The sequence below is a fragment of the Dyella sp. KRB-257 genome, from assembly GCF_049445995.1.
GTDB lineage: Bacteria > Pseudomonadota > Gammaproteobacteria > Xanthomonadales > Rhodanobacteraceae > Dyella_A.
Map to the genome: position 1 here is coordinate 144,678 of NZ_JBMSDZ010000008.1, position 19,928 is coordinate 164,605.

At 67.5% G+C, this 19,928-nt stretch carries 16 protein-coding genes and 3 pseudogenes; 9 read left to right on the top strand and 10 right to left on the bottom strand.

Features of this window, described 5'->3' with window-relative positions; translation table 11 throughout:
* The first annotated feature begins 22 nt into the window (after window positions 1-22).
* On the top strand, window positions 23-1,891 hold the full coding sequence (sppA, locus tag ACO2Q2_RS08815; protein ID WP_423255394.1) for a signal peptide peptidase SppA: 1,869 nt from the start codon (window positions 23-25) through the stop codon (window positions 1,889-1,891).
* A gap of 18 nt (window positions 1,892-1,909) precedes the next feature.
* Here the strand turns inward: sppA and ACO2Q2_RS08820 are convergent, their stop codons facing one another.
* Entirely contained in the window at window positions 1,910-2,068 is a 159-nt protein-coding gene (locus tag ACO2Q2_RS08820) for a hypothetical protein (protein WP_423255395.1), read from the bottom strand.
* Complete coding sequence (locus ACO2Q2_RS08825; RefSeq protein WP_423255396.1) at window positions 2,065-2,283, bottom strand: hypothetical protein; 219 nt, start codon at window positions 2,281-2,283, stop codon at window positions 2,065-2,067. The genes ACO2Q2_RS08820 and ACO2Q2_RS08825 overlap by 4 nt, the downstream gene beginning before the upstream one ends.
* Window positions 2,284-2,384: 101 nt before the next feature.
* On the opposite strand from ACO2Q2_RS08825, the gene ACO2Q2_RS08830 reads away from it, so the two are divergent.
* On the top strand, window positions 2,385-3,167 hold the full coding sequence (locus ACO2Q2_RS08830) for an SDR family oxidoreductase (protein ID WP_423255397.1): 783 nt from the start codon (window positions 2,385-2,387) through the stop codon (window positions 3,165-3,167).
* A 233-nt stretch (window positions 3,168-3,400) separates the two neighbouring features.
* Here ACO2Q2_RS08830 and ACO2Q2_RS08835 read toward each other — a convergent pair whose 3' ends face one another.
* Together ACO2Q2_RS08835 and ACO2Q2_RS08840 are read right to left on the bottom strand one after the other, a co-directional pair.
* Complete coding sequence (locus ACO2Q2_RS08835) at window positions 3,401-4,051, bottom strand: DUF4124 domain-containing protein (RefSeq protein WP_423255398.1); 651 nt, start codon at window positions 4,049-4,051, stop codon at window positions 3,401-3,403.
* Between the two features lie 33 nt (window positions 4,052-4,084).
* Window positions 4,085-5,029, bottom strand: a complete 945-nt coding sequence (locus tag ACO2Q2_RS08840) for a DegV family protein (protein ID WP_423255399.1) — start codon at window positions 5,027-5,029, stop codon at window positions 4,085-4,087.
* A 437-nt stretch (window positions 5,030-5,466) separates the two neighbouring features.
* Between ACO2Q2_RS08840 and ACO2Q2_RS08845 the strand changes: the two genes are divergently transcribed.
* The 3 genes from ACO2Q2_RS08845 (at window position 5,467) to ACO2Q2_RS08855 (ending at window position 11,315) form a co-directional block, all read left to right on the top strand.
* The gene (locus ACO2Q2_RS08845; protein ID WP_423255400.1) at window positions 5,467-6,252 is read left to right on the top strand and encodes an AMP nucleosidase; all 786 of its coding nucleotides are present in this window, start codon (window positions 5,467-5,469) and stop codon (window positions 6,250-6,252) included.
* Between the two features lie 278 nt (window positions 6,253-6,530).
* Window positions 6,531-9,407: a TonB-dependent receptor domain-containing protein gene (locus ACO2Q2_RS08850; RefSeq protein ID WP_423255401.1), complete on the top strand. Its 2,877-nt coding sequence runs from the start codon at window positions 6,531-6,533 to the stop codon at window positions 9,405-9,407.
* 84 nt (window positions 9,408-9,491) lie between these two features.
* Window positions 9,492-11,315, top strand: a complete 1,824-nt coding sequence (locus ACO2Q2_RS08855) for a tetratricopeptide repeat-containing sulfotransferase family protein (protein WP_423255402.1) — start codon at window positions 9,492-9,494, stop codon at window positions 11,313-11,315.
* Window positions 11,316-11,330: 15 nt separating this feature from the next.
* Here ACO2Q2_RS08855 and grxD read toward each other — a convergent pair whose 3' ends face one another.
* Window positions 11,331-12,254, bottom strand: a complete 924-nt coding sequence (gene grxD / locus ACO2Q2_RS08860) for a Grx4 family monothiol glutaredoxin (RefSeq protein WP_423255403.1) — start codon at window positions 12,252-12,254, stop codon at window positions 11,331-11,333.
* A gap of 533 nt (window positions 12,255-12,787) precedes the next feature.
* On the opposite strand from grxD, the pseudogene ACO2Q2_RS08865 reads away from it, so the two are divergent.
* The 3 pseudogenes from ACO2Q2_RS08865 to tnpC form a co-directional block, all read left to right on the top strand.
* Window positions 12,788-12,907 (top strand): annotated as a pseudogene (locus tag ACO2Q2_RS08865) (hypothetical protein); the annotation flags it as partial.
* A gap of 50 nt (window positions 12,908-12,957) precedes the next feature.
* Window positions 12,958-13,155, top strand: a pseudogene (gene tnpB, locus ACO2Q2_RS08870) (IS66 family insertion sequence element accessory protein TnpB); the annotation flags it as partial.
* Window positions 13,156-13,174: 19 nt separating this feature from the next.
* Window positions 13,175-14,507 (top strand): annotated as a pseudogene (gene tnpC / locus ACO2Q2_RS08875) (IS66 family transposase).
* A 250-nt stretch (window positions 14,508-14,757) separates the two neighbouring features.
* On the opposite strand, the gene ACO2Q2_RS08880 reads toward tnpC, so the two are convergent.
* From ACO2Q2_RS08880 to ACO2Q2_RS08900, 5 genes are all read right to left on the bottom strand, one after another.
* Window positions 14,758-15,930, bottom strand: coding sequence for a class I SAM-dependent rRNA methyltransferase (locus ACO2Q2_RS08880; RefSeq protein ID WP_423255404.1), 1,173 nt, complete (start codon window positions 15,928-15,930; stop codon window positions 14,758-14,760).
* Window positions 15,931-15,999: 69 nt separating this feature from the next.
* Complete coding sequence (locus ACO2Q2_RS08885) at window positions 16,000-16,335, bottom strand: VOC family protein (protein ID WP_423255405.1); 336 nt, start codon at window positions 16,333-16,335, stop codon at window positions 16,000-16,002.
* 40 nt (window positions 16,336-16,375) lie between these two features.
* The gene (locus ACO2Q2_RS08890; protein WP_423255406.1) at window positions 16,376-16,813 is read right to left on the bottom strand and encodes a hypothetical protein; all 438 of its coding nucleotides are present in this window, start codon (window positions 16,811-16,813) and stop codon (window positions 16,376-16,378) included.
* Between the two features lie 124 nt (window positions 16,814-16,937).
* The gene (locus tag ACO2Q2_RS08895) at window positions 16,938-17,885 is read right to left on the bottom strand and encodes a serine/threonine protein kinase (protein ID WP_423255407.1); all 948 of its coding nucleotides are present in this window, start codon (window positions 17,883-17,885) and stop codon (window positions 16,938-16,940) included.
* A gap of 232 nt (window positions 17,886-18,117) precedes the next feature.
* On the bottom strand, window positions 18,118-18,555 hold the full coding sequence (locus tag ACO2Q2_RS08900; RefSeq protein ID WP_423255408.1) for a hotdog fold thioesterase: 438 nt from the start codon (window positions 18,553-18,555) through the stop codon (window positions 18,118-18,120).
* A gap of 63 nt (window positions 18,556-18,618) precedes the next feature.
* Here ACO2Q2_RS08900 and ACO2Q2_RS08905 point away from each other — a divergent pair, with 63 nt between their 5' ends.
* Window positions 18,619-19,671, top strand: coding sequence for a 2Fe-2S iron-sulfur cluster-binding protein (locus tag ACO2Q2_RS08905; protein WP_423255414.1), 1,053 nt, complete (start codon window positions 18,619-18,621; stop codon window positions 19,669-19,671).
* Window positions 19,672-19,928 lie beyond the last annotated feature (257 nt).

Sequence of the window (19,928 nt, forward strand, 5' to 3'; positions counted from 1 at the left end):
ACTTTCCGCACAGGATGGCTGCATGACCGCTTCGCGCCCCAACGGCTTCTGGGCCTTTCTCCGCGTCCTCGGGCGCGGGCTCAACGTGCTGCGGCTGGTGATCATCAACGCGGTGTTCTTCGGCCTGCTGCTCATCGTGCTGCTGGCGGTGGTCGGCGTATTCGCCGGGCGCCACGCGGGGCTGGGGCTGCAGCCCGACTCGGTGCTGGTGATCAAGCCGGAAGGGCGGCTGGTGGAGCAGTACAGCATCGCGCCGCTGCAGCGCGCGCTGTCGGGCCTGTCCGGCAACGAGCCGAAGGAAGTGCAGGTGCGCGACCTGGTGCGCGCGATCGACGCGGCCGCCACCGACAAGCACATCACCCGCATCCTGCTGCTGCCCGACCACTTGCAGGCCGGCGGCTTCGCCGCACTGCGCGAGGTGGGCGCCGCACTGGACCGCTTCCGCGCCGCCGGCAAGCCGGTGATCGCCTGGGGCGTGAACTACGATCAGGGCCAGTACTACCTCGCCTCCCACGCCGACCGCCTGCTGGTCGATCCGCAGGGCGGCGTGATGATCACCGGGCTGGCCAACTACCGGCTGTTCTACAAGGACCTGCTGGACAGGCTCGGCGTGCAGGTACACCTGTTCCGCGTGGGCCAGTTCAAGAGCGCGGCCGAGCCGTACATCCTCGATCACGCCTCGCCCGAATCGAAGGTGGCCGACAGCTACTGGATGGGCGGCCTGTGGGACAACTACCTGGCCAGCGTGGCCAAGCGCCGCAAGCTGGATCCGGCCACCCTGCGCAACGACATCGACCAGCTGCCGGACAACATCGGCAAAACCCACGGCAACCTCGCCCAGCTCTCGCTGGACGAGCATCTGGTCGACGGGCTCGCCACCGAGGCCGATGTCGAAACGATGATGCGTCGCGAAGGCGTGCCGGCCGGCAAGCAGGGGCGCGGCTTCCGCGCCGTCAACCTGGCCGCTTATGTGGCGCAGCTGCCGGACGATACCGACGCGCTGTTCAAGCCCGGCGTGGCGGTGGTGGTGGCCGAGGGCGAGATCGCCGGCGGCAAGCAGCCGCAGGGCGAGATCGGTGGCGAATCCACCGCCGCACTGATCCGCGCCGCGCGCGAGGACAAGAAGACCAAGGCGCTGGTGCTCAGGGTGAACTCGCCCGGTGGCGAGGTGTATGCCGCCGAGCAGATCCGTCGCGAAGTGGAGCTGACCCGCAAGGCCGGTATTCCGGTGATCGTCTCTATGGGCGACGTGGCGGCCAGCGGCGGCTACTGGATCTCGATGAACGCCGATCGCATCTTCGCCGAGCCGAACACCATCACCGGCTCGATCGGCATCTTCGGCATGTACTACTCGATCCCGGACACGCTGGCCAAGCTCGGCGTGCGGAGCGACGGCGTGGCCACCGGCCCGATGGCCGGCGCGTTCGACATCACCCGGCCGCTCGATCCGCGCGTGGGGCAGGTGATCCAGGCGATCATCGACAAGGGCTATCGCGACTTCGTCGGCGGCGTGGCCAAGGCGCGCGGCAGGGACTACGACGCGATCGACGCGATCGCCCAGGGCCGCGTGTGGACCGGCCAGCAGGCGCTGGATCGCGGCCTGGTCGATCAGCTAGGCGGGCTCGACAGCGCCATCGCCTACGCTGCGCAGCAGGCGAAGCTGGCCAAGGGTTACCCGGTGCGCTACGTGGAGCAGCCGCTGGGCGGCTTCGAGCAGTTCCTGGTGGGCCTCAACCAGAGCGCCATGGCGCGTATCGCGCAGAGCTACGGCCTGCACCTGCCCAGCTGGATGGCCGAGCTGCCGCGCGCGATGCCGGAGCTGCAACTGCTGCGCAATGCCCGCGCCGGTCGTCCCAACGTCTACGCCTACTGCTTCTGCGCGCCGCGCTGAGCGCGCGGTCTCAGCCTCTCAGTCCGACGCCAGCGTGGCGCGGTACCACGCGCCGCGCTGCTCCACCGTCACCGGTGCGTCGAACGCGGGCCGTCCATCGCGCAGTACGGTCGCCCGGTCGATCTCCAGCAGCGCCTCGGCCCCGTCCGCCGACGGGGCGTCGGGCGGAGCGCTCACTGCTCGGCGGCGTCCAGTTGCCTGCGCTGTTCGGCGGCCTGCTGGTCGACGGTCTTCTGCACGTCCCTGGCACGCTGCTCGTCCTTTTTCATGTCGTCCCACGGGGTGGCCACGCGCGCCGACTTGGCGTCCGCTTGCGGAGTCGGTGGCTTGCCCGAGCAGCCGGCAAGCAGCACGGCGGCGGCGAGCAGGGAAAGCAGTGCGCGTGGCGACATGGCGGAAGCTCCGGTACGGCGTGAGTCCAAGTGTCCCGCCGCGCGGCCCGCCGGAGCAAGGCGGCTGGCCCGCGCCGGTGCGGCCGTTCTAAGCTCGGCGCATGAATACACGCATCGACGCATGGCAACTGCAGGGCCACACCGCGCTGGTGACCGGCGCCAGCAAGGGCATCGGCTACGCCACCGCGCGCGAGCTGGCCGGGTTGGGCGCCGACCTGCTACTGGTGGCACGTGACGAGGATCACCTCGAGCAGGTGCGCACCGAACTGGCCGACGATTTTCCCGGCACCGAGGTGCTGGCCTTTGGCGCCGATCTCGTCGAGCCGGAGGAGCGGCTGGCGGTGTTCGACTGGATCGCGGATCTCGGCGCGCCGCTCTCGCTGCTGGTCAACAACGCCGGCGGCAACCAGCCGATGGCCACGCTCGACTACGCCGAAGACGACTACCGCGCGATCTTCGAGCAGAACCTGTTTTCCGCGTTCGAGCTGTGCCGGCTGGCGCATCCGCAGCTTGCGCAGCACGCGAACGCGGCGATCGTGAACGTCGGCTCGGTGTCCGGCATCACCCACGTGCGCACCGGGTCGCCGTACGGCATGAGCAAGGCGGCGCTGCACCAGCTCACCCGCAACCTGGCGGCCGAGTGGGCGGTGGACGGCATCCGCGTGAACGCGGTGGCGCCGTGGTACATCCGCACGCAGCGCACCGACGGCGCGCTGGCCGATCCGGATTATCTGGACGAGGTGCTCGACCGCACGCCGCTGCGGCGGATCGGCGAGCCGGAGGAAGTGGCCGCGGCGATCGCGTTCCTGTGTCTGCCCGCCGCCAGCTACATCACCGGCCAGGTGCTGGCGGTGGACGGCGGCTTCATCGGCTACGGATTCTGAGCGGCGCGGGTTGTCCACAACGTCTGTGGACAGCTTGCGCACAAGTCTGTGGAGCGATGCGGCCAGCCCGCATGGCACAAGAGTTTTCACCGGTTTGATGCCGGCCTGGCCAGGCTTCCGTGGAGTTATCCAGCGCAACTGGGGATGGCCTGTGGACAAGCCTGTGGGCGATCGCCCCAAGTGGCCGCCGCGCGGTCACTTGCATCACATTGCGCAGGTTTTGCGCAGCGCACTCAGCGGCCGCAGTGGATGAGCTGCGCCTGCAGCTCGGTCTCGCGCTGTTCGAACGGTGCCCGCTCGCTCTTGAACGCCTGCCTGAGCTTGTGCTCGTTGGCGTCGTACTCGTCCTGCAGCGCTGCGCAGGTTTCCTGCGGGCCGAGCTGGCGGCAGACGTCCTGCACCCATACATAATTGTTGGCGACCAGCCCGCTGGTCACCTTGCCGCGGTTGAGCTCGGGCGCCGAAGCGCCGCCGCCGCCGGGGCCGTACACCGAGGCGAGCGGCGCCTGCACTGCGCCGAGCACGCCGAACGGTGCCTGATAAGGCTGCGGATCGCCGTTGCGGCTGAGGTAGATCTTGCCGTCGGTGGCGCGCTGGCAGCTGTACAGCACGGGCAGGGGTGCGCTGGGAACGTGCAGTTGCACGGGCGCGGGCGGAGCGGCCTCCGTGGCGTCCGGCGCCGCCTCCCGTGGTTGAGGTGTCGGCGGCGCGGGCTGCGTATCCACGAGGTGGATCGCCTGCTGTTGCCGGGTGCGCGGACAGGGCGCGTCCTGATAGGTCACGGCGCCGCCCGCGCCGGTGCACTTGTAGACGGTACTCGCCGCCGCCGGCGTGATGACGGCAAGCAGCAGGCTACCGGAGAGCAGGGAGCGCAGCGCGGTCATGGACGTATCCCGTGAGGACCGGCCGATGATCGCTCAGAACTCGGCCACGTGCTCTTCCGCGGCAAAGCCCACGGTGAGCGCGCCCTCGCCCACGTTGACCATGCCGGTGATGCTCATCGGCGCCAGCATCAGCTCGACCTTGCATTCGTCGCAGGCGGCCTTGAGCGTGTCGTAACCGGGCAGCTCCGGCACGTCGGCCAGGTCGCCGCCATAGCTCAGGCACACCGCCGGCACCAGCAGGCCGGCGTGCACGCGCTTGATCACGTAGTCGAACAGCACTTCCACGCCGTGCTCGAAGCCCCGCACCTTGCCGACCGGGCCGGTCTCGCCGCGGTAGGCGCGCAGCATCGGCTTGATGTCCAGCGCCGAGCCCATCATCACGCTGAACAGGCCCACGCTGCGATCGCCCTTGGTCTTGGCGCGGGCGCGCAGGTAGTAGAGGTCGCGCGGCAGCATGTAGCCGTAGGAATTGTTGGCGATGTAGGTGAGCCGCTCGCGGATCGCCGCCGGCGTCTGGCCGGCCTTGAACAGGCGGGTGGCCTCCACGATGGCCGGCGCCGCGCCAGCGAACACCGAGCGCGTGTCGATCACCCGCATCAGGAACGGGCCCGGCATCGTGGTCTGGTCGCGCACCGCACGATAGTGCTTGAGTACCGCGAAGCTGGCCTTGATCACGTGGTCGTTGATCGGGCTGCGCGTGGCGGTGATGGTCAGGCAGAACACGCAGTCCTTCTCCAGCACCAGTTTTTCCAGGAACAGCTTCTGCACGTCCTCCACCGAGCACGGCTCGGTGGAGGCGGAATGGCTGCGGCTGCCCATCTTCAGGTCGAGGAAGCGCTGGATCTCCGTCGGGTTTCGGTCGTCCTTGAACACGTCCTTGTCGATGTGCACGGCGATCGGCATCACCGCGATGTCGTGCTCCTCGATGAACGCCTGCGGCAGGTCGCAGGAAGCATCAATGGCCAGGCCCATGCGCATAACATGTCACCCCTCTGGAAGGCGCGCCGAACATAACACGGGCCTCCACGCCGTGATCCACGCCGCAAAGCAGCATTTTGGCCAGGCCCTATGGGAGGCTACCGACCACCGCCGCGCGGACCTTGAGCCTGCGCGATGACGGCCGGCAGGACGCCAGCCGGCGTTGCTGGCGGCACCATGCCGCCCCTAGAGCGTGGGCCGTAGAAATCTTTGGGCTGCGATTGTGCTCTCATCCATAGGCTGTGCCTCTCATCGGGCTTGCATAGTGTGACTATGCGCACCCTCCGATAGACGCATCCTATGGCGATAGCCCAATCTCGCTATCCAAAGTTTCTACGGCCCACGCTCCTAGAATGACGCACCGACTTTGGCATCGTGCCGGCGTGGCGTCGCCGGTAATGCGGGGTGGAACCTTCCCGCCGACCCACAGAGGTCCCATGAAAAGCAAGCAAGAGATCGTCTCCAACTGGCTGCCGCGTTACACCGGCACGCCACTGGAGCAGTTCGGCCAGCATGTCCTGCTGACCAATTTCGGCCACTACGTGGAGTTGTTCGCACAGTGGCACGGCGTGGAGGTGCAGGGCCGCGACCGCCCCATGCCCAACGCCACCGCCGACGGCATCACCCTGATCAACTTCGGCATGGGCAGCCCCAACGCGGCCACCATGATGGACCTGCTCAGCGCCATCGAGCCCAAGGCCGCGCTGTTCCTGGGCAAGTGCGGGGGGCTGAAGAAGAAGAACCAGATCGGCGACCTGGTGCTGCCGATCGCGGCGATCCGCGGCGAAGGCACCTCCAACGACTACCTGCTGCCGGAGGTGCCGGCGCTGCCGGCGTTCCAGCTGCAGCGCGGCGTGTCGACGATGATCCGCGACCTCGGCTACGACTACTGGACCGGCACGGTGTACACCACCAATCGCCGCGTGTGGGAGCACGACGAGGCGTTCAAGGATTACCTGCGCCGCACTCGCTGCATGGCGGTGGACATGGAGACCGCCACCATCTTCGCGGCCGGCTTCGCCAACCGCATCCCGTGCGGCGCACTGCTGCTGGTGTCCGACCAGCCGATGATCCCGGAAGGCGTGAAGACCGAAGCCAGCGACCGCCAGGTCACCGGCCAGTTCGTCGAGCGCCACATCCGTATCGGCGTGGAAGCCCTCAAGCTGGTGCGCCGCCACGGCCGCAGCGTGAAGCACCTGCGCTTCGAGGAAGAGATCGAGTAGGCCCGGTATTCAACCGGTCGATGCCGATGCCGTGCACCACCATAAGCTCTACGGTGTCTTGGCGGCCGAGGTATCCGCCAGCGGCGTCCTGTCACGGGTAGAACGTCGGGATGCTAGCGCAAGCAATTGATTTCAGAAGACATGCCTGGGCAGAATTCGAGAGCTGTTGACCAATTGTAAGAAAAACGTGATAAAGACGTGTGCCACAAACCATAAAAAGCGCTCGCTACGTCCAGGCACTTGATCGTTTTCAACGCAATTTTCCGGGAGGGTTTCACATGAATTCGGGTACCAAGAAACTGACCATATCAGTGCGTGCCGCGCTGTCCCTGAGTGCCGTGCTGGCCGCGGGCATCGCCGGCCCCGCGTTTGCCCAGGACGCGACGAAGAGCGCCTCGGCAGACCAGAAAAATCCCACCACGCTGGAGACCATCACGGTCACCGGCTCGCGCATTCGTCGCGTGGATCTGGAAACCGCCAACCCGGTGGTGACCATCGACCGTGCGCAGATCGAGCGCGCGGGTAAGCTCACCCTGGGTGACCTGGTGCAGCAGCTGCCGGAAATCGCCGGCGCCGCAACCAACCCGGCAGTGAACAACGGCGGCGGCGACGGCGCCTCCACGGTGTCCCTGCGCGGCCTCGGCTCACAGCGCACGCTGCTCCTGCTGGATGGCCATCGCGTCGCCTATCAGGATCTGAACTCGATCCCGCTGGCGATGATCGAGCGGGTCGACGTGCTGAAGGACGGTGCCTCCGCGGTATATGGCTCCGATGCAATCGGCGGCGTGGTCAACTTCATCACCCGCAAGAATTATCAGGGAGCGCAGATCAGCGTCGACTACGGCGTGTCCGGACATGGCGATGGCAAGCGCCGCGGTTTCTCGGCAGTCTTCGGCCAGACCAGCGACAAGGGCGGCATCACCGTCGGCGTGAACTACAACAAGCAGGATGCCGTCAGTGCCGGCAACCGCAAGTTCTCCAACCCGGCGCTGTACAACTACTTCGGCAGCATCTTCCCGCTGGGGTCGTCGTACATCCCCAACGGTCGCTTCGTGATTCCGCGCACGGTGGCCGCTGCCAGCGGGCTGAGCTGCGCCGGTACCGCCGCCAACGTCTCAGTGACCCGTATCGATGGCACCACCGGTGCCACGGGCAGTGACTTCCGCTGCTACAAGGGTTCGGGTGCCGGCAACGACACCTACAACTATGCTCCGTACAACATCGAGATGACCCCTGCCGAGCGCGGCGGCATCTTCACGACGGGCAACTACCAGCTTACAGACAGCGTGCAGGCCTACTTCACCGGCTTCACCCAGAAGACCCGCTCAAACTACCAGCTGGCCCCGCTGCCGCTGATCTTCGGTGCCGACTCCGGCGTGATTCTGTCCAAGAACAGCATCTACAACCCGTTCGGCGTGGACGTCTCCAGCGGTGGCTGGCGCGACGTGATCGGCGGCAACCGCATCGGTCAGTACCGCACCCAGGCCGACCAGATGAACCTCGGCCTCCGTGGCAACTTCGGCCAGTCCAGCTGGCAGTGGGATGCCGGCGTGGTGTGGGCGCGTACCACCCAGAAGGGCAGCTTCAGTGGTTACTACTCGAAATCGGCGCTGGCCGCTGCCGTGGGTCCGTCCTACATCGATGCCAACGGCAATCCGGCTTGCGGTACCGCCGCCAACCCGATCGCCAACTGCACACCGGTCAACCTGTTCGATCCGGCACAGTCGGTCTCGGTGCTCAACGGCCTGCGCGTGACCCCGAGCAGCCAGAGCTACGCTTCGGAGAAGACCGCCTACGCGACGGCGAACGGCGAGCTGTTCAACCTGCCGGCCGGCGCGGTCAGCGCCTCGATCGGTGCCGAGTACCGCAAGGACACGTCCTCGCTGACCCCGGACTACGTCTCGCTGATCACCGATCCGAACCTCGGCAGCTGCCAGACCAGCCAGGACGCCTGCCGTTCGGCCCAGGCCGGTTCGGTCGACGTGAAGGAACTCTACGGCGAGCTGTTCGTGCCGGTGCTGGCCGACATGCCGTTCGTCAAGTCCCTCAACGTCACGCTCGGTTCGCGTTACTCGAAGTATTCGTCGGCCGGTTCGACCACCAACTCGCGCATGGGCATCGAGTACCGCCCGGTCGACGACCTGCTGGTCCGCGGCACGGTCGACGAGGTGTTCCGTGCGCCGACCATCGGAGACCTGTTCGGCGGCGTTACCCCCAGTGCCGACACCTACAAGGACCCCTGCTCGGGTACCGGCTACAGCGCCGGCAACCCGGCCTGCGCCGGCGCTTCGGCCGGTTTCGTGCAGGGCACCGCGCAGACCCGCGCGCTCTACGGCAGCAACAGCAGCCTGAAGCCGGAACAGGGAAAGTCGATCTCCTGGGGCGTGGTGTATGACCCGCACTATGTGCAGGGCCTGTCGGTGTCGGCCGACCTGTGGCGCATCTATCTGAACGACACGATCGGCTCGCTGGGTACCCAGACGATCATCGACCAGTGCTACAACTTTAGCCGTTACTGCGGACTGCTGACCCGCAACCCGCAGACCGGTGATATCGAGACGGTCAACAACACCTCGCAGAACGTCGGTCGCGTTACGGTGTCGGGCCTGGACTTCGGCGTGAAGTACAAACTGCCGGAATTCAGCTTCGGCAACTTCATGCTGACACTGGATACGACCTACCTGAAGAGCTACAACCGCGAGGCCATCGCTGGCGACATCAGCAGCCAGTACAACTACGCCGGCACCTATACCTCGTCGGCCACCGGCGGCGACGGCAACTACGCGCGCCTGCGTGGCATCGTCGGCCTGCTGTGGAACCTGGGTGACTTCGATGCGGCGATCCGTACCCGCTACGTGAGCGGCGTGCGTTTCGGCGACACCGTATCCACCCCGGCCGGCTACAACACGGTGGCCAAAGTGAGCGATCCGAACACCGGCGCGCAGAGCTTCCACGCCGGCGCATACGCGATGACCAACATCCAGTTCGGCTACCAGTTCAAGCCCTGGAATGCGCGCATCGACGTGGGTGTGGACAATGCCTTCGACCGTCAGCCCCCGATGCTGTGGCAGTATGGCTTCAACGGCAACACCGACGAGCGTACGTATGACACCGTGGGTCGTTACTACTGGACCCGCCTGACGGTGAAGTTCTAAGTTCGACAAGATGTAGGCACCATGGCCGCGCGATGCCCTGCATTGCGCGGTTTTTTTTTTTGGCGGGAACCAAGGTTTTTCCGAATGACCGTTGTGGACGATGCCACCCTGATCGCCCTGCTTCAGCAGGAGCGCTGGAGCGAACTGGAGCAGGTGGCGCATCGTCGCGTCGAGATCGAGCCCGGATCGGTGCTTGCGTTGTTTGCGCTTGCCACTGCACGGCGTGAGTGTGGTCGGCTGGATGCCGCCGTTGAGGCTTATGCGCGTCTGGCGGCACTGGAGCCGTGGGACCCGGCGCACCTGCAGAATCTTGCTGCCGTGGAACGCCAGCTGGGGCGACGTGGTGATGCCGAAACCCATTATGCCGCCGCGCTCGCGCTCTTGCCTGGCGATCCTCAGTTGCTGCTGGATGCCGGATTGCTGGCGCTGGATGACGCCCGCGTGTTTGATGCCCGGGAGCGGTTCGATGCGGCGGTACGGGCGGCGCCGGGGTGGGCAGTGCCGCTGGTGTTCCTTGCCCGTTGCCAAGCGGAATTGTGCGAGGACGACCAGGTCCGGAGCTGCCTGGATCGGCTGCCGCTGGAGCAGTTGCCGGCCGATCTCGGTGTGGAGGTGGGCACTCTTGCGGCGCAGATCGGGGATACCGAACTGGCCCGTCGGCAGTGGGAGCGGGCCCGACGCGACCCGGCCTCGCACGACCGCGCCACCGCCTTGCTGGCAGGCCTGCATGAGCGGCTGAATCAGGTCGATTCGGCCCGTGCCTTGCTCGCGAGCTTGCCGGTGCCTTCCGCCGTGGGCGACGCGGTGATCAGGCAGGAGATTCTCCAGGCGACGGCGGCGGTGGCAGCACGTGATCGTCGGGTCGATGCGGCGGTGGAGAGCTACGCGGCCCTGCTGGCCTCGTCACCCGGGGAAGCCACCCGGGCACGCATTGGATTTGATCTGGGGCGCCTGCTGGTCGACCAGCACGGACGGGAGTCAGAAGCGCTGGCCACCCTGGGCGCCGCGCACGCATGCCAGGTGTCCATGCTCAAGCGAGCGATGCCCGCATTCGTGGAGGCGCCACCGGAACCGCTCACGATGGCACTCGCCGATCTTCCCGAAGGCTGGATGCCGCTTTTGCAGGGAGCTCCGGCGGCCGACGCATCGCCGGTATTCGTGGTCGGGTTTCCGCGATCCGGCACCACGCTGCTGGAGCAGATGCTGGACGCCCACCCTGCGCTTGCCTCGATGGATGAGCGGACCTTCATCCAGGACGCCATCGACGACATGCAGCGCGATCACGGGCTGATCTATCCGGATGGGCTGGCCGGACTCGATACCCGAGATCTTGATCGCCTGCGCGCGCGCTATTTCGAGCGGGTGGCCACGCAGGTGGCGTTGACCCCGGGTGTGCGGCTGGTCGACAAGAACCCGCTCAATATCCTGCGGCTGCCGATGATGGCCGCGCTGTTTCCCAATGCGCGCTACATCCTCGCCCTGCGACACCCCTGCGACGTGCTGCTGAGCTGCTACATGCAGAACTTCCGCTCGCCGGTGTTCCAGTATCTCTGCCGCGACCTGCCCAGCATCGCCACGGCCTATGCCAACGCGATGCAGGGCTGGATGCATACCACCGACATGCTCTCGCCCGCGTGCCTGACCGTGCGATACGAGGACTTGCTGGACGACCTCGAAGGCACCGCGACGAAGCTGGCCAGGTTCCTGGATCTGCCCGACGCGCATCCCATGCTGCGCTACCAGCACCACGCGCAGGCGAAGGGTTACATCAGCACACCGAGCTATGCGCAGGTGGTGCAGCCGCTCAACCGGAAGGCCGCGTACCGCTGGAAGCGCTTCGCCGCTGCATTCGAAGAGGCGATGCCGACGCTGCAACCGTGGCTGCAGCGTTGGGGTTATGAGTCCTGAGGCAAGCGCGATGGCTCAGTAACGCGGCACGCCCGGATCGATCTCGGCGGCCCAGGCGTCCATGCCGCCCTCGACGTTGAACACCTGGCTGAAACCGTGCGCGGCGAAGCGCTCGGCCACGCCGCGGCTGGATACGCCGTGGTGGCAGATGAAGGCGATCGGGGTGTCCTTGGGCAGCGCGGCGAGGGCGTCGTAGCCTTCGTCCTCCAGCACGCGGGCCTGCGCCAGCGGCGCGGCCTGGGCGCGGCCGCTGGCCGGGCGCACGTCGATCAGGGTGAGGTCGCCGGCGGCCAGGCGCTGCTGCAGTTCCTGCACGCTCAGCGATTTGATCTCCTGCGCGCCGGGGAACTTCAGGCTGAGGCCCTCGCCCTGCACGGTGGAGACCCAGTCGATCACGATGCCCCTGGCGCGCTGGGCGCTGGCCGGATCGAAGTGGATTTCCAGCCCGTTGGACACCGCCACGATGTCGTGGTCGCCCGCCGGTGCCAATTGGAAGCCGGCGCTGTGGTCCGGACCGATCTCCAGGTGGATCGCCATGCCCTGCGCGTTGGCGGTGCCCTGGCGGATCATCTCGGCCGCCTTGTCGGTGATGGTGATCGCGGGCGGCGTGCGGTCGGGCGCGGCGGCGCCGAACAGCGCGTGCAGCTCGCCGCTGGTGTACATCTGGCGAATGATGTCCGAGCCGCCGACCAGCTCGCCGTCCACGTACAGCTGCGGGATGGTGGGCCACTCGCCGTAGATCTTGATGCCCTCGCGGATCTCGGGGTCTTCCAGCACGTTGACCGTGTGGTAGTCCGGCAGCAGTTCGTTCAAGGTATTGGTGGCGGCGGCCGAGAAGCCGCACATCGGCTGCTGGCGGTTACCCTTCATGAACAGCACCACGCGGTGTGCACTGAGCAGGGACTGGATGCGTTCGCGGGTGGCGGGATCGAGGGACATGCGGGGCTCCGGCAAAGAAGGCAATGATACGCCCCCTCCCATGTGCTGGCGGCCGCGGTGGAGTTCAAGCGCGCCGGGCGTCTCGTCTTGCCCCGCTCCAACCGTGCGACCCGGACAACCTGGCCAGCCGCGTCGCGGCTGAAGCCGCTCCCGCAAAAAGCCGAACCTCTCGAACTTCCCTGTGGGCTCGCCGCGGCTGTCCCGGACCTTGAGGCGCTAGTGCCCACAAAAAGCCGACACCTCGAACTTTCGGTGGGAGGCTTTGATCCTGCCCCCGTTTCTCGGACATGCGGATAAGCGGTTTACTACCGCATCACTGAGGTGAGAGAGATGACGAAGAAGAAGGTATCAGCGCAGGCCAAGGTCGAGCGCAAGCACTACCCGCTTGTCTACCAAGAAGCAGCTACACAGCTCAAATTACAGACTCACGTGCTCACTCGTAAGCGTCCGCCCACCGCACCTTTCCCCATCGTGACGGACCCATTGCACTACGCCCCTCACAAACCAGGAGCGAAGCGATGGGCAAGCAAGGCATGGGATCGGGGGTGTCCGCGTGGTGGCTGGTGAGCGCGCCGGTGGATTTTCGTTGTGGTGCCGACCGGTTGTTGGTGCACGTGCGCGAGGTGCTGGGACGGGAGCCGCTGGACGGCTCGGCCTATGTCTTGACCAGCTTCGCTGTTGTGAAGCGCTTCGCAACCGCCGCAGCACGCGCATCAAGGTGCTGGTGGTGGATGCCCAGGGCGTGTGGTTGTCGACGCGGCGGCTGCATCAGGGACGGTTCGTCTGGCCGTCGTCGGCTGAGACGCTGTGGTCGCTGGGTCGTGCGCAGTTCGCGTGGTTGTGCGCGGGCGTGGATTGGCAACGCTTGAGCGCGCCGATGCCCCTTGAAAAACGCGTGTGAGCGGTTACGCTTCGTGACCATGGATCACGCAGCGCTCAACGACATTTCGGACGTCCAAACGCTGCGCGCGATGGTGATTGAACAGCTGCAGATCATCGCCCAGCGCGATCACACGATCGCGTCCAAGGACGCGAAGATCGCCAAGCTCACGCACGAGATCGCGCGGCTGCGTCGCGTGCAGTTTGCGGCCAGGTCCGAGCGCATGGACCCGGCGCAGCGCGAGCTGTTCGACGAGGCGATGGCGGCGGACATCGCCGCGCTGGAAGCGGAGCTGGCCGCGCTCAAGACGCCGCCGGCCAAGCCGCCCACCGAGCGCCGCCCCGCGCCACGCCGCCCGCTGCCGCCCGAGCTGCCGCGTATCGAGACGATTCATGAGCCGGCCTCCTGCGAGTGCGCCCGCTGCGGTGCCGCCTTGGTGAAGATCGGTGAGCACGTCAGCGAGAAACTCGACGTCGAGCCGATGACGTTCTTCGTGCGCCGCGACGTGCATCCGCAATACGCCTGTCGCGCGTGCGAAACCATCGTCGCCGAACCGGTCGCCCCGGCGATCCTCGACCGTGGCCTCGCTGCCCCCGGCCTGCTGGCCCAGGTCGCGATCCAGAAGTACACCGACCACCTGCCGCTGTACCGGCAGGAAGCGATCTTCGCGCGCCACGGCATCGAACTGTCGCGCACGACGCTGGCCGAATGGATCGGCGTGATCGGCCTGCGGCTGCAGCCGCTGGTCGATGCCCTGCGTACCCGCCTGCTCGACGCGCCCGTGCTGCACGCCGACGAGACGCCGGTGGCGCAGCTTGATCCGGGGGCCGGCAAGACCAAGCGTGCCTACCTCTTTGCCTACCGCAGCGCCGATGGCCCGCCGATCATCCTCTTCGATTACTGCGCCAGCCGTGCCGGCAGGCATGCCGCGGACTTCCTCGACGACTGGTGCGGTGCGCTGATGGTCGACGACTACGGTGGCTACAAGGCGCTGTTTGCCAACGGCATCACCGAGCTCGGCTGCTGGGCGCATGCGCGACGCAAGTTCTTCGATGTGCACAAGGCCAGCGCCAGCCCGCTGGCGAAAGAAGCGCTCGAACGCATCGGTACGCTTTACGCCATCGAAGCGAAGCTGCGCGATCTCGACGACGGCGCCCGGCACCGCGAGCGACAACGCTACCTCGCGCCCAGGCTCGACGACCTCAATGTTTGCCGGCTCCGAAACCGCCGGCCAGCGCGCCGCCGCGATCATGAGCCTGCTCGCCACCGCCAAGGCCAACGGCCTCGAACCCCACGCCTGGCTCACCGACACGCTCACCCGCCTGCCCACCACCAAAGATCGCGACATCGCATCCTTGCTGCCGCTGGCATAGGCTTCTGTCACCTTCAAGGTGCGGCGGGCGGGCGCTTACGCTCACTCGCCTGCCCACCACCAAGGACCGAGGCATCGCCTCCCTGCTGCCGCTCGCATAGCTTGTAGCTGCCTTCAAGATGACGGGCGGGCGCTTGCTCACCTTTGACGGTTCGCAGCAAGACCTGCCACCACGCGCGGCGTCGAGCCGCACCGAAGGACGCCCACTCGGGCAGGCAACACGCGCTTGGCGCAGCCGAGCGCGTGCTGCCTCACTCCACCCGGCAGAACACCGCCTTGAGGTAGCGCCCTTCCGGCACGTCGGTGCGGAACGGGTGATCGGCGCCGGCGCCGCGCACGTCCAGCACCTGGATCTCGCGGCCGGCGTTGAGCGCCACCCGGCGCAGCATCTCCAGGAAATCCGCCTCGCTGACCAGCCCGGTGCACGAGCAGGTGAGCAGCAGGCCGCCGGACGGGATGATGTCCAGCGCCATGCGGTTCATCGCGAAGTACTTCTTCAGCGCGTCCATCACCTTGGCGCGGTCGCGGGTGAGCTTGGCCGGGTCGAGGATCACCGCGTCGTAGCGCTCGCCGCGCGCCACCGCGGCGCGCACCCAGTCGAAGATGTCGGCCTGCTCGAACGCCACCTCCACGCCGTTGGCGGCGGCGTTGGCGCGGGCGATCTCCAGGATGCCGGCGTCCATGTCCACGCCCACCGCCTCGCGTGCGCCGGCCGCCATCGCGTGCACGGCGAAACCGCCGGCGTTGCAGCACAGGTCGAGCACGCGGCGGCCGCGGGCCAGTTGGGCGAAGCGCTGGCGGTTGTCGCGCTGGTCGGCGAAGAAGCCGGTCTTGTGGCCCAGCCCGGGCGCGGCGTGGAAGCGCAGGCCGTGCTCGTGCACTTCCACCGGCGCAGGCATCTCGCCGCTGCGGCAGTCGAACGACTCCTGCTTCTGCACGTGGCTCTCGGCGAACCACACCATGCGCGCGCCGGGAAAGTGCGTCTGCAGCGCGGCGTGGATCGCCTCGCGGAACTTCCACATGCCGGCGGCGAAATACTCCATCACCAGGATGTCGGCATAGCGGTCGACGATCAGGCCGGAGAGGCCATCGCCCTCGCTGTGCACCACCCGCCAGGCGTCGCTCACCGCGTCCAGTTGCAGCAGCTCGCGGCGCAGTTGCACGGCGCGGGCGATCTTCGCGGCGATCCATGCGGCGTCAATGGTCTCGGCGGCATCGGTCGACAGCAGGCGCAGCGCGATGCGCGCGTGGCCGTTCCAGAAGCCGCGGCCGACGAAGCGCCCGCGCGCGTCGTGCACCTCCACCACGCTGCCCGGCGGCAGCCGCCCTTCCGGCTTGTAGACCTGCGCCGACCACACCCACGGGTGACCCGGCGGGCGATCGGACTTGAGGCGGATGACGGGGAGTTCGGCGGGCGTGTTCATCGCCGCATTCTACCGGCTGCGCGCGGTCAGCCGGCGCCGCTCGCGGTCAGCGAGCGGCATGTCACGCGCTCAGTCCGCCTGCATCACCGCCAGCTCGTTGCCGTGCGGATCGCGGAACTGGAAGCGGCGCCCGCCGGGAAAGGCGAAGGTGGGCCGCACGATGCTGCCGCCCGCGGCGATCACCGCGACCTGCGCCGCGTCCAGATCGTCCACCTGGATCACTGGCAGCGGCGCGGTCGGTGCTTCGCTCAGGTCGCCCTGCAGGCCGATGTCGACATCGCCGGTGGTGGTGCACGCGTAAGTCGGGCCGAACTCGGCCAGCGTCCAGCCGAACGCCTGCGTGTAGAAGGCCTTCGACGCGGCGAGGTCGGTGGCGGGCAATTCGATGTAGTTGGGGCGGGCCATGAAACCTCTCCTCAGGTTTTTGGAAGATCGTGGTGGGAGATCAGCGCAGCTTGAGTACCAGCCACGACAGCAGCGCCAGCAGGTTGAGGCCGATATGCCATACCGCCGGCCCCGCCACCGCCAGCACGAAGCCGTGCGAGCCGAGGCGGTAGTCCAGCCCCAGCCGCACGCCGCCGTGCACGATGGCAAACACGTTCACGAAACCGCCCGCGTGCAGCGCGTAGCTCAGCACCGGCGTGGCCAGCAGCGGCAGCTGCAGCAACTGCGCCACGCGCGAAAACGCCACGCCGCGCTCGCTGCCTTCCAGCAGCAGCACGCCGGCGACCAGGATGAAGCCGAACACCGCCAGCGCGATCAGCGCCATCAGCGACTCGGAGGTCGAGCCCAGCGGCAGCAGCCGGCGCACGCTCGCCACCACGCCGAGCAAGCCGCCGGCAATTTCGAGGACGCCGATCAGGCGGAACAACGTGCTGCGCATGTGCGACTCCAGGCAGGAAAAGGTGTGCATTGTAGGAGCGCACCCTGTGCGCGAACGCCTTTCGCTTTGATGTCGATCAGGAGCAAGAGCATTCGCGCACAGGGTGCGCTCCTACAGGAAGGGTTTATTCCAGATCGTCGGCTAGTTCGTGCAGGTCGGCGATGTGCTGCTCCCACCAGCGCGGTTCGGCGACGAACGGGAAGGCCCGCGGGAACGCCGGATCGTGCCAGCGCTGGGCGATCCAGCCAGCGTGGTGCACCTGGCGCATCGCGCGCAGCGCCGGCACCAGCGCCAGTTCGGCCGGGTCGAAGTCGCGCATGGTGGCGTAGCCCTCGAGCAGGGCCTCCATCGCCGCCTCGTCGTTGGCCAGCATCCACAGGTCCTGCACGGCCGGACCGGTGCGGGCGTCGTCCAGGTCGACGAAGTGCGGGCCGGCGTCGGTCCACAGCACGTTGCCGGGATGGCAGTCGCCGTGCAGGCGCAGCGTGCGCACCGGGCCCACCGCGTCCAGCCGCTGCGCGATGGCGTCATCCAGCCGCGCGCTGGCGGCGCGGTAGTGGCCGGCCAGTGAACCGGGCAGCAAGCTGGAGTCGAGCACGGCCTGCACGCTCTGGCGCACCATGGTGTCGCGGTCCAGCCGCCCGCGATGGGCGAACGGCGCGCGTGCGCCCACGGTGTGGATGCGCGCGATCAACCGGCCCAGCCATTCCAGCTGGTCGCGCGATTCCAGCGAGGGCGCGCGGCCGCCGTGGCGTGGCGACAAGGCGTAGCGATAGCCGCCGTGCTGCAGCAGGCTGTGCCCGTCGAAGCGCAGCGGCGCCACCACCGGAAGCTCCGCATCCGTCAGCTCCTGCGCAAAGGCGTGCTCTTCGCGGATCGCCTCGTCGCTCCAGCGGCCCGGCCGGTAGAACTTGGCGATCACCGGCGCGGCATCCTCGATGCCCACCTGCCACACGCGGTTCTCATAGCTGTTCAGCGCCAGCAGCCGGCCGTCCGGCCACAGCCCGCAGGCCTCGATCGCATTGAGCACCAGGTCGGGGCTGAGGTCGGCGTAGGGGGCGGCCGTGTTCAATACATACCCCTTTCGCGTCCGCCTCCTCTCCCCGCCGGGGAGAGGATTGAGGTGAGGGGCCGGGGCTTGCGACAAAGCCAGCTCCCTCTCCCCGCCGGGGTGAGGGGCCGGGGCTTGCGGGAAGGCCTCAAAGAAGTACAGATAGAACTCGACGCCACGGCCGATCTCTTCGGCAAGCCCATCCCCTCACCCCAACCCTCTCCCCGAGGGGGAGAGGGAGTCAGCAGCAGGCTCACTTACCGATCATCCGTGCCGGCACCACCGCCATGGTCAGGCGCGAGATGCACACCAGCGAGCCTTCCTGGTTCTCGATGCGGATCTCCCACACCTGCGTGGTGCGCCCGACGTGCAGCGGCCGCGCGGTGCCGGTGACGGTGCCGCTGCGCACGCCGCGGATGTGGTTGGCGTTGATGTCCAGGCCCACGGTGAGTTCCTGCGCCGGGTCCAGCGTGAGCATGGCGGCGGTGGAGCCGAGCGTCTCGGCCAGCGCCACCGAGGCGCCGCCGTGCAGCAGGCCGAACGGCTGGTGCGTGCGGTGGTCCACCGGCATGGTGCCGCGCAGCCAGTCATCGCCGATCTCGGTGATCGCGATGCCCAGTGTCTCCATCATCGTGTTGTTGCACCAGCCGTTGACGCGGGCCAGGTCGGTGTCCTGCTTCCAGATGCGCATGCTTGATACTCGTGAGGCGAAGCCGCATTGTCGATCCACTCCCGCCGCGGCGACAATCGCATCGTGTTCACCATCACCCTCCAGGCCACCGGCCACCGCTTCGCGGCGCAGCCGGGCGAGACCGTGCTCGAAGCGGCGCAGCGTGCCGGCATCGCGTTGCCGTACTCGTGCCGCTCGGGCGTGTGCGGCAGCTGCAAGGCGATCCTGCTCGAGGGCCAGGTGGACTATCCGCGCCATCCGCCGCTGGCGCTGGACGCCGGCGAACGGGCGCACCATGCCGTGCTGCTGTGCCAGGCCGTGCCCGCCAGCGACCTCACCATCGCCGCACGCGAAGTCACCTCGGTGGAGGACATCGCGCGCCGCGCGCTCACCGTCACCATCGTCGACAAGCGCCGGCTGGCGCCGGAAGTGATCGGCCTGCGCCTGCTGCCCGCGCCCGGCGAGCGCCCACTGCGCCACCTGGCCGGGCAATACCTCGACGTGCTGCTGGACGACGGCAAGCGCCGCCCGTTCTCCATCGCCAACATGCCCGCGCCCGACGGCAGCCTGGAACTGCATGTGCGCCACGTCGCCGGCGGCGGCTTCACCTCATGGGTGAGCGAACGGGCGCAGGTGGGCGACACGCTGCGCATCGAAGGCCCGCTGGGCACCTTCGTGCCGCGCGAGGATTCCGAGCGGCCGATGATCTTCATGGCCGGCGGCACCGGCTTCGCGCCGGTCAAGGCCATCGTCGAGCACTTCCTGGCGCTGGGCACGCGCCGCGCCATGCGCGTGTACTGGGGGGCGCGCCAGAACGGCGATCTCTACCTGCGCACGCTGGCCGAACAGTGGCAGCGCGACGCGCACGATCTCCTGTTCATCCCCGTGCTGTCCGACGCCGACGATGCCCACACCCGCGTCGGCCTGGTGCACGAAGCCGTGCTCGCCGACCACCCGGACCTCAGCGCCCACGACCTCTACATGAGCGGCCCGCCCGCCATGATCGACAGCGCCCGCCACCGCTTCGTCGACGCCGGCCTGCCGGAAGACCGGCTCTACTACGACTCGTTCGAATACGCGCCGGATGTGCTGGCGCAGATTCTGGCGGGAAGGGCGGGGATCCGGGCGCAGGGGTAGGGATTGACGACGGAAGATTCAGTCCCTTGCACGGCGCTGCGCCGGAATAAGCGAGTTTGATAATTCTCAATAGATCGGTATCGATTACGCGTAAATAATGCACCCTTCGGCTCTGACTTTAAGTGTCAATAACCTGACTCCGTGACCTCTCCCTGCCAAACCGCACCACACAGCCACCTGCACGAGCCCGCCCGCTCACCCATCGGGTGAGGCCCGCTGTCGGGTATGCTGCGGCTCGATCTCGTTGCCGCGCCGTT

Bases quoted from the DNA above. Each gene is read 5' to 3' on its own strand.
- sppA (WP_423255394.1), top strand. From the start codon at position 23: ATGACCGCTTCGCGCCCCAACGGCTTCTGGGCCTTTCTCCGCGTCCTC.
- ACO2Q2_RS08825 (WP_423255396.1), bottom strand. From the start codon at position 2,283: ATGTCGCCACGCGCACTGCTTTCCCTGCTCGCCGCCGCCGTGCTGCTT.
- ACO2Q2_RS08830 (WP_423255397.1), top strand. From the start codon at position 2,385: ATGAATACACGCATCGACGCATGGCAACTGCAGGGCCACACCGCGCTG.
- ACO2Q2_RS08835 (WP_423255398.1), bottom strand. From the start codon at position 4,051: ATGACCGCGCTGCGCTCCCTGCTCTCCGGTAGCCTGCTGCTTGCCGTC.
- ACO2Q2_RS08840 (WP_423255399.1), bottom strand. From the start codon at position 5,029: ATGCGCATGGGCCTGGCCATTGATGCTTCCTGCGACCTGCCGCAGGCG.
- ACO2Q2_RS08845 (WP_423255400.1), top strand. From the start codon at position 5,467: ATGAAAAGCAAGCAAGAGATCGTCTCCAACTGGCTGCCGCGTTACACC.
- ACO2Q2_RS08850 (WP_423255401.1), top strand. From the start codon at position 6,531: ATGAATTCGGGTACCAAGAAACTGACCATATCAGTGCGTGCCGCGCTG.
- ACO2Q2_RS08855 (WP_423255402.1), top strand. From the start codon at position 9,492: ATGACCGTTGTGGACGATGCCACCCTGATCGCCCTGCTTCAGCAGGAG.
- grxD (WP_423255403.1), bottom strand. From the start codon at position 12,254: ATGTCCCTCGATCCCGCCACCCGCGAACGCATCCAGTCCCTGCTCAGT.
- ACO2Q2_RS08880 (WP_423255404.1), bottom strand. From the start codon at position 15,930: ATGAACACGCCCGCCGAACTCCCCGTCATCCGCCTCAAGTCCGATCGC.
- ACO2Q2_RS08885 (WP_423255405.1), bottom strand. From the start codon at position 16,335: ATGGCCCGCCCCAACTACATCGAATTGCCCGCCACCGACCTCGCCGCG.
- ACO2Q2_RS08890 (WP_423255406.1), bottom strand. From the start codon at position 16,813: ATGCGCAGCACGTTGTTCCGCCTGATCGGCGTCCTCGAAATTGCCGGC.
- ACO2Q2_RS08900 (WP_423255408.1), bottom strand. From the start codon at position 18,555: ATGCGCATCTGGAAGCAGGACACCGACCTGGCCCGCGTCAACGGCTGG.